We start from the raw sequence: 8,048 nt of genomic DNA on the forward strand, positions 1-8,048 counted from the left end.
TTGCCATGAGTCACCATTTTGCGGCACATTGCTTATACTGATGACAGGAGCGTGATGCGCAATGTTTTGTCGTGGTCAGGTCATCGGTCTGGTTTGTCTGTGTCTGGGCGTGGGCCTATTGCTGGGCGGACTGCTCTCGCTGTGCCTGCCGGTTTGGCTGCTTGCGCTGGCGCTGATCGCAGCAGGGTGGTTCCTGCTTCAGTGTTGATGGGAGGTAGACGCTATGATGAAGGTTGTTGTATGGAAGAGTCCGAAATATCTGCGAGGCATTTTGAGCAAGCTGTTTCATATCACCTGAGCGCAAACGGCTGCAAAATGTATATGCGTGGGAGATGGGCGGCATGGCAAAAGGCCGTGCCGTCCGTTTTCCTGTCAGGAAAAATCCAAATTTGCAAATTGTTCACAATTGAACGATTGACAGTATTGACTGTTTTGCGTATGATGATGGTAGCGGAAACACTTGGAAAAAGGAGGAGGATAGCATGATATGGTGGGAGGAACGGTTTCTGTTAGAAGCCGCAAAAATGGAAAAGCTGTATTGGAGCTGCGTCAAAGAAGCGGCAAGCGGATATCATCTGACGCCAAATGAAATTTCTGTGCTGTTGTTTTTGCGGCGATATGCGCCAAAATTGGATACCGCAACCGACATGGTGCAGCAGCTCGGTATATCCAAGGCATTGGTCGCGCGCAGTGTGGATTGCCTGTACCGGCGCGGTTTTGTGCAGGGTGAGCGCGACGGTAACGACAGGCGCGTCGTGCATTTGCATCTATGCGGAGAAGGAATTATGATTGCGCAGCAATTGTATCAGAGCGGTTGTCGCGTGTCGGAGCGGCTTCGTCAGAATGTGACGGAGGAAGAACTGCAGATAGTACATACTATTATGGATAAAATGCAGCGTAATCTGGATGAAATACTCAGAGATATGGAAGGACAGGTGAAAGAATATGATGGAACCGGGCAAAGGTTCTAAAACGCCAAAGCGGCCATTGATTTATTATTATGTGGTGACGCTGCTGGTGTTGATGCTGCTCAATTGGCTGTTGGTACCAATGATGGCACAGCGGCAGGTCATCGAGGTGGGCTATAATGAGTTTGTGTCCATGCTGGATGACGGCAAGGTGCAGACGGTAGCCTACGAACCGTCGGAGAGCCAGATTGTATTTGAGGCAACCGATGAGAACGGTAAGACCGGCATCTACAAGACCGGTATTTTTCCCGATTCAGACTTATACAGCCGATTGGATAAGGCGGATGTGAATTTCGCGGCTGAGATACCGACACAGACTTCACCGATGCTGAGTATTCTGCTCAGCTATGCGCTGCCGATTATTCTTATCGTTGTGGTCGGTCAGTGGCTGAGTAAAAAAATGATGAAGAGCATGGGCGGCAACGCGATGAGCTTCGGCAAGGCGGGAGCGAAAATCTATGCGGAAACCGAAACCGGCAAGACCTTTGCAGATGTAGCCGGACAGGATGAGGCTAAGGAAGCGCTGACCGAAATTGTGGATTTCCTGCACAACCCGAGCAAATATGCTTCCATTGGCGCGAAGTTGCCCAAGGGTGCGCTGTTGGTTGGCCCTCCGGGCACCGGTAAGACGCTGCTGGCAAAGGCGGTTGCCGGTGAGGCACATGTTCCGTTTTTCTCGATTTCCGGCTCGGAATTTGTCGAGATGTTCGTCGGTATGGGTGCGGCAAAGGTGCGTGACCTGTTCAAGCAGGCAAGCGAAAAAGCGCCGTGTATTGTATTCATCGATGAGATTGACACCATTGGTAAAAAGCGCGACGGCGGCGGCATGGGCGGTAACGATGAACGTGAGCAAACGCTCAATCAGCTGCTGACTGAGATGGACGGCTTTGACGGCACCAAGGGGGTAGTCATTCTGGCGGCAACCAACCGTCCGGAATCGCTCGACCCCGCGCTGCTGCGTCCCGGTCGGTTTGACCGGCGTATTCCGGTGCAGTTGCCCGATTTGCAGGGCCGCATGGCTATTTTGAAAGTGCATGCCAAGGATGTTCATATGTCGGGAAACATTGACTTCAATGCAATTGCACGTGCAACCTCTGGTGCATCTGGCGCGGATTTAGCAAACATCATCAACGAAGCGGCGCTGCGTGCAGTGCGGCTGGGACGCAGCGCAGTAGAGCAGGCCGATTTGGAGGAGAGCGTGGAGACGGTTATCGCGGGTGCGCAGCGTAAGAATGCGGTCCTGAGCGCGAAGGAAAAGGAAATTGTGGCTTATCATGAAATCGGACATGCGTTGGTGGCGGCTAAGCAGTCGAATTCGGCGCCGGTGACGAAAATTACAATCATACCGCGAACCTCGGGTGCGCTGGGCTACACCATGCAGGTGGATGAGGGTGAGCATTATTTGATGACACGCGAGGAACTGCTGAATAAGGTAACCACCCTGACCGGCGGGCGCGCAGCGGAGGAACTGATTTTCGGTTCGGTCACCACCGGTGCATCCAATGATATCGAGCAGGCGACCAAACTGACGCGATCGATGATCACGCGGTACGGCATGAGCCGTCGGTTTGATATGGTGGCGCTGGAAACGGTGACCAACCAGTATCTGTCCGGTGATACCTCGCTGGCCTGTTCGGCGCAGACCGCAGCGCAGATCGATGAGGAAGTCGTGCAGACCGTGAAGACCGCGCATGAAAAGGCGGTTGAAATTTTGCAGGAGAATATGGAGGCGCTGCACCGTCTGGCGCATCACCTGCTTGAAAAGGAAACGATTACGGGCGAGGAGTTTATGGATTTGTTGAGCAAGACACAGAACGGATAACAAGGGGAGACGTCCCTGATAAAAAGACAAAGTTGTCGGTGGATTGGTTATTCGGATGGTATCATTACGGTGTCACTCGGCGTGCTGGCTGTGGCTGACAGACTGCCGGTGCGAACATGGCTGGGCGTATACAGCGAGTGGTAGCGCAGATTGAAAAAAGCGATATGCTTTGTGGGAGAGCATATCGCTTTTTGTTTGTGTATAGGATGTGGATGAACAACAGACAATCGGAAGGTGATGTTTGTGCGGCATCGGCAATTTATCCTTGCAGCATGTCATGGCTGCAAAGCAGCTCAAACTGGTTGCGGTCAACACGAAGCAGGCCGTCTTTTTGCATCTTACTTAGCTCGTTGGAGAGCGCGCTGCGGTCGACATTCAGGTAATCCGCGAGCTGCTGGCGGTTGAATGGAATGGTGAAGCTGCGGCTGCCGCAGCACGTCGATTGAAACGAAAGATAGGATAGCAGCCGACCGCGGATGGATTTGGATGTGGTGTGAAAAATTTTGCGCGACAGATTCAGGTTTTTACGTGCGGAAAGGAAGAGAAGGTTGCGTATCAGTCTGCTATGGTGTGAGCAGGCCTGCGGACAGGTTTGCAGCACTCGACCAACATTGAGCAGCAGCACCTCGGCAGATTCCGCTGCGACCGCATCCACCATCAGCGGTTCGCCGGTACAGGCATAGGTTTCTGCAAAAATCTGACCGGGAATCACATGATCCAGTACGGTGGTGTTGCCCCAGAAATCGTCGTTTTGAATCAAAATGCTGCCCGTCAGCACAAGACCAAGCTCGCTGACGGTGTCGCCGGCATGGAAAACGCATTCGCCTTTGCTGAACTTTCGTCGTTCTGCACCCAAACAGAGCAGCATTTCTTTCGCTTCGTCCGGCTGTATGCCGTGAAACAGTGCGCTTTTCGATAAAGTAGCGGTATACAAAAAACATTCCTCCAGTGTTGTTATAACAACATACTTATTGTCATGAGTATAGTATACTTCGCTTGTAACGTCAACAACCGTATAGATCATATGATCTGTGGTACATGTGGAGGAAATGAACGATGGAACAGAAAATGTTTTGTTATCAGTGTCAGGAAACCGCAGGCTGCACCGGCTGCACAATGTCGGGTGTATGCGGAAAAAAACCGGATGTCGCTGCGATGCAGGATTTGCTGGTGTATGTGACCAAGGGTCTTGCCGCGGTGACCACCGCGCTGCGCAAGCAGGGCGAGGAAATTGCGCCGGAAATCAATCACCGGATTACACTTAACCTGTTTATCACGATTACAAATGCAAATTTTGATAAAGACGCAATTGTGGCGTGCATCCGTGAGACGCTGGAGGTCAAGCGTGAACTGCTGAGCCGTGTGGCTGAGCCGGAGCAGCTTCCGGCAGCTGCACACTGGACAGCGGATGAAGCGGATTTTGCAGCCAAAGCTGCAACGGTCGGCGTGCTGTCCACGCAGGACGAGGACGTTCGTTCGCTGCGCGAGCTGATTACCTACGGTCTCAAGGGCCTGTCGGCGTACTCCAAGCACGCGAACGCGCTGCTGCAGGATGACGGAGAGGTAGACGCATTCTTACAACGCGCCTTGGCAGCAACCTTGGATGACAGCCTGTCGGTGGACGCGCTGGTAGCGCTGGCAATGGAAACCGGTAAATACGGCGTGCAGGGTATGGCACTGCTGGACAAGGCAAATACCGAAGCCTATGGCAATCCGGAAATCACACGGGTGAACATCGGTGTCGGCACTCGTCCGGGCATTCTGGTATCCGGTCATGATCTGCGCGATCTGGAAATGCTGCTGGAACAGACCGCAGACACGGGCGTGGATGTATATACGCACTCCGAGATGCTGCCCGCACACTATTATCCGGCATTTAAGAAATATCCGCACTTTGTCGGCAATTACGGCAACGCATGGTGGAAGCAGAAAGAGGAGTTTGCGTCTTTTAACGGCCCGATTCTGATGACCACCAACTGCATCGTGCCGCCGGCGGCAAGCTATCAGGATAGACTGTACACCACGGGCGCAGCAGGTTATCCGGGATGTAAGCATATTCCGGGCGGTGTAGGGGAGAACAAGGATTTTTCTGCACTCATTGAGCATGCCAAGCGTTGCGCACCGCCGGAGGAGATCGAGCAGGGTGAAATCGTTGGTGGATTTGCGCATGCGCAAGTGCTTGCACTGGCAGACAAGATTGTGGAGGCAGTTAAGAGCGGCACGATCCGTAAATTTGTGGTGATGGCAGGATGTGATGGCCGCGCGAAGTCCCGTAGTTACTATACGGACTTTGCCAAGGCATTGCCGCATGATGCGGTAATTCTGACCGCTGGATGTGCCAAGTATAAGTATAACAAGCTGGATCTGGGCGATATCGGTGGTATTCCGCGTGTGCTGGACGCAGGACAGTGCAATGATTCCTACTCACTGGCGGTAATTGCGCTCAAGCTCAAGGAAGTCTTTGGGCTGGAGGATATCAATGACTTGCCGATTGTCTACAATATTGCATGGTATGAGCAGAAGGCGGTAATCGTATTGCTGGCCCTACTGTATCTGGGTGTTAAGAATATTCATCTTGGACCGACGCTGCCGGCTTTCCTCAGCCCGAATGTGGCTAAGGTACTGGTGGAGAACTTCGGCATTGCGGGCATTGGCACGGTGGAAGAGGATATCCGTCTGTTTTTCGGTACAGAAAACGCATAAGTAAAAGCATATTATAGGTAGAAAAGGGACGCTGCGTCATGCAGCATCCCTTTTTTTATTTCTGGTACGGAAGGGAAAGAATCAATACTTATCGGTATAGTTAGTGCGGTTATAAGGTTCTGTCGGTGCCGACAGGAGCGGGTCGGCAGAGGTGTTTTCCCCAAAGGATGACATTGGCAGGCCGTTTTCGGATTCAAGCAGTACGAAATGGCTTATCATGCCCTTCAGCATTTGTGCTTGACCCGACAATTGCTCGCTAGCAGCAGCGCTTTGTTCTGCTGTGGCGGAATTGGTCTGCACTACTTCGGAAATCTGATTGACGCCAACGGAAACATCTTTCAGATGCTCTGCCTGTTCCTGATAGTCATGCGTAACACGTTCGACTGCTGTAACAACTTCATCAGAGTTGGAGGCGGCAGTGCTCAGCGCATCAGCTGTTGCACGGGCAATACCTTCTCCGCGCTTGACAGCCTCTACAGAATGTGCAATCAATTCGTTGGTTTCCTTTGCCGCTGCTGCGCTCTTACCGGCAAGATTGCGCACTTCATCAGCGACAACCGCAAAGCCTTTTCCTGCCGCGCCGGCCCGGGCAGCTTCTACTGCTGCATTTAGTGCCAGAATATTGGTCTGGAACGCAATGTCATCAATTGTCTTGATGATTTTTCCAATCGCATTGGAGTGGCGACTGATGTCTTGCATCGCAGTGAGCATATCTTGCATTTGGCCGTTGCTGGTACTCACTTGTGCCTTTACTTCGTTGAGCTGCTCGATCATTTGTCCGGCCTGCGCTGCGCCCTCGGTTACTTTCTCATTCAGGCTCTGTACAGTACTGGACAGCTCTTGCACCGCAGATGCCTGCTCAGTCGCACCCTGTGCCAGTGATTGTGCACCGCTGGCAATTTGATCCGACCCCATATGTACCTGTGCTGCGGACATTGCGATGCTGGACAGCGTTTCAGAGAGGTTCTTTTGAATACGCAGCAGTGCTTCCTTCAGTTTACCGAATTCACCGTGGTAATCATACTGTAACTCGAATACCAGATTACCCTTCCCAATCTGATCCAGAACAGAGGACAACTCATCGATATATTTGATATAGGTTTTCAAACGGTCCACGATGCGCAGCGTAGACTGACCGAGTCGGGCAACTTCGTCATGGCCTTTTACATGGTAGTCTACATCCAATTCGCCGTCGGCCAGCCGATCCGCAACCTTGCTCAGGCGTTTGAGCGGGCGAATGATCGAAATGGCAAGCAAGATGACAATGATAGCCAGAAGGATAGCACAGCTTACAAAGCCGATGATAATCATGCGTACCGTATTGGTGATATGGCTCCTATATTCCAGCGACGGAAGGATGCCCAGAACCTGATAGTTTACGTCGTCCAAAGTAGCAATGCTACCATAGTATGAAGTATTTTGACGGGTATAAGCCATGCCGTTTACCCGGCTATGGCTGAGCAGTGCATCCTTCATGTTAGAAGAATATTGCGCTTCCTCAATCGTGGAGCCAATCACAGAGGAGTCCGGATGATAGATAATCATGTTGGAAGAATCGATCAAGGTGATGTAGCCGGTTTCACCGATCTTAACCGAATTAAGCGAATTACTGAGCTGATCCAAGGAAACGTCGATACCTGCCACACCGACCATCTGGTTATTGCTCATAATAGGGCCGGCTATACTAATAACCAATTTCTGTGTTGCGACGTCCACATAAGCACCTGTGACAATCGGTTTCTGTTCCTGTTGGCTACGGATGTACCATTCACGCGTGGAGAAGTCCATATCTGCTGAGGTGAAGCGGCTGTTGTCGGAATACACCAGTTCCTGTAGGCCAATATCTGCGAACCAAACACCCAGCACCGTTTCCTGATACCGCTGTTGGATTTCCTTCAGTTCGTTGAGCATACCGGAGAAGTACTCCGATCCATCCAGTGAGGTCTTCGTTTGGTCCATCGCCAGATCAAAAACGGAAGGTGAACAAATCATCGTATCCACCACACCGTAGTATTGCTTCAAAATGCGTTCACCTGCTGTGCGCCGGATTCCGCCTGTGAGGTTAGATTGTCTGTCATCATTTGTTCTACTGTACCGGAAATCTGTATACCGAGCAGCACGCCGATACCGCTCAGTACCAAAATGAGGGGAATTAAAATTCCTAAAGCGAGTTTTTGCACGATTCCTATTTTCACGATAACACCTTCCCATTTATTGTCTCATTGCTGTGTAGCATAAACTGCTGCATATAGCAATAACAATTCATATTTATACATTCGACCGTTTCTGTTAAGGAATAACAGTTATATCCAATTATATTTTCTTTTTTGAACAAAAAATGTGGAATGAGATCCAGCAATCATTATGATTATCTCACAAAAATAAGGGCAATTTAATAAATTTATAGGTTTTATAGCATTTTCTGTATAGTTTAAGAAATTCCTGGTGCTGTCAAGAATTATGCGCAAAAATGTTTGCAGATTCTGGCTGAATGAGGTCAGCCGGCAATAGAGACGTCTTCCAGAGCCGCCTCCAAGTGCTTCATATTCATGTAT

8 protein-coding genes are annotated in these 8,048 nt (G+C 50.8%); 4 read left to right on the top strand and 4 right to left on the bottom strand.

Going from position 1 to position 8,048, the window contains the following annotated elements; genetic code table 11:
* Window positions 1–61: 61 nt before the first annotated feature.
* From ACTQ3V_RS05120 to ftsH, 3 genes are all read left to right on the top strand, one after another.
* Window positions 62–208: a hypothetical protein gene (locus ACTQ3V_RS05120; RefSeq protein WP_302664904.1), complete on the top strand. Its 147-nt coding sequence runs from the start codon at window positions 62–64 to the stop codon at window positions 206–208.
* A gap of 274 nt (window positions 209–482) precedes the next feature.
* A complete protein-coding gene (locus ACTQ3V_RS05125) occupies window positions 483–971 on the top strand; it encodes a MarR family winged helix-turn-helix transcriptional regulator (protein ID WP_441466571.1) in 489 nt (162 codons plus the stop codon).
* Complete coding sequence (gene ftsH / locus ACTQ3V_RS05130) at window positions 949–2,790, top strand: ATP-dependent zinc metalloprotease FtsH (RefSeq protein ID WP_441466578.1); 1,842 nt, start codon at window positions 949–951, stop codon at window positions 2,788–2,790. The genes ACTQ3V_RS05125 and ftsH overlap by 23 nt, the downstream gene beginning before the upstream one ends.
* Before the next feature lie 259 nt (window positions 2,791–3,049).
* Here the strand turns inward: ftsH and ACTQ3V_RS05135 are convergent, their stop codons facing one another.
* Window positions 3,050–3,724, bottom strand: coding sequence for a Crp/Fnr family transcriptional regulator (locus ACTQ3V_RS05135; protein ID WP_441466572.1), 675 nt, complete (start codon window positions 3,722–3,724; stop codon window positions 3,050–3,052).
* A 122-nt stretch (window positions 3,725–3,846) separates the two neighbouring features.
* Here ACTQ3V_RS05135 and hcp point away from each other — a divergent pair, with 122 nt between their 5' ends.
* Window positions 3,847–5,493 carry a hydroxylamine reductase gene (hcp, locus tag ACTQ3V_RS05140; RefSeq protein ID WP_441466573.1) on the top strand — a complete coding sequence of 549 codons (1,647 nt, stop codon included), beginning with the start codon at window positions 3,847–3,849 and terminating at the stop codon, window positions 5,491–5,493.
* An 81-nt stretch (window positions 5,494–5,574) separates the two neighbouring features.
* Here the strand turns inward: hcp and ACTQ3V_RS05145 are convergent, their stop codons facing one another.
* The 3 genes from ACTQ3V_RS05145 to ACTQ3V_RS05155 all read right to left on the bottom strand — a co-directional run.
* The gene (locus ACTQ3V_RS05145) at window positions 5,575–7,515 is read right to left on the bottom strand and encodes a methyl-accepting chemotaxis protein (protein ID WP_441466574.1); all 1,941 of its coding nucleotides are present in this window, start codon (window positions 7,513–7,515) and stop codon (window positions 5,575–5,577) included.
* Window positions 7,512–7,688, bottom strand: coding sequence for a hypothetical protein (locus tag ACTQ3V_RS05150; protein ID WP_441466575.1), 177 nt, complete (start codon window positions 7,686–7,688; stop codon window positions 7,512–7,514). Before ACTQ3V_RS05150 ends, ACTQ3V_RS05145 begins: the two co-directional genes overlap by 4 nt.
* Window positions 7,689–7,796: 108 nt before the next feature.
* Window positions 7,797–8,048, bottom strand: a 252-nt coding sequence (locus ACTQ3V_RS05155) for a hypothetical protein (RefSeq protein ID WP_441466576.1), incomplete at its 5' end; no start/stop codon positions are given.

It is taken from the genome of Candidatus Agathobaculum pullicola (genome assembly GCF_052117205.1).
GTDB classification, from domain to species: Bacteria; Bacillota; Clostridia; order Oscillospirales; family Butyricicoccaceae; genus Agathobaculum; species Agathobaculum pullicola.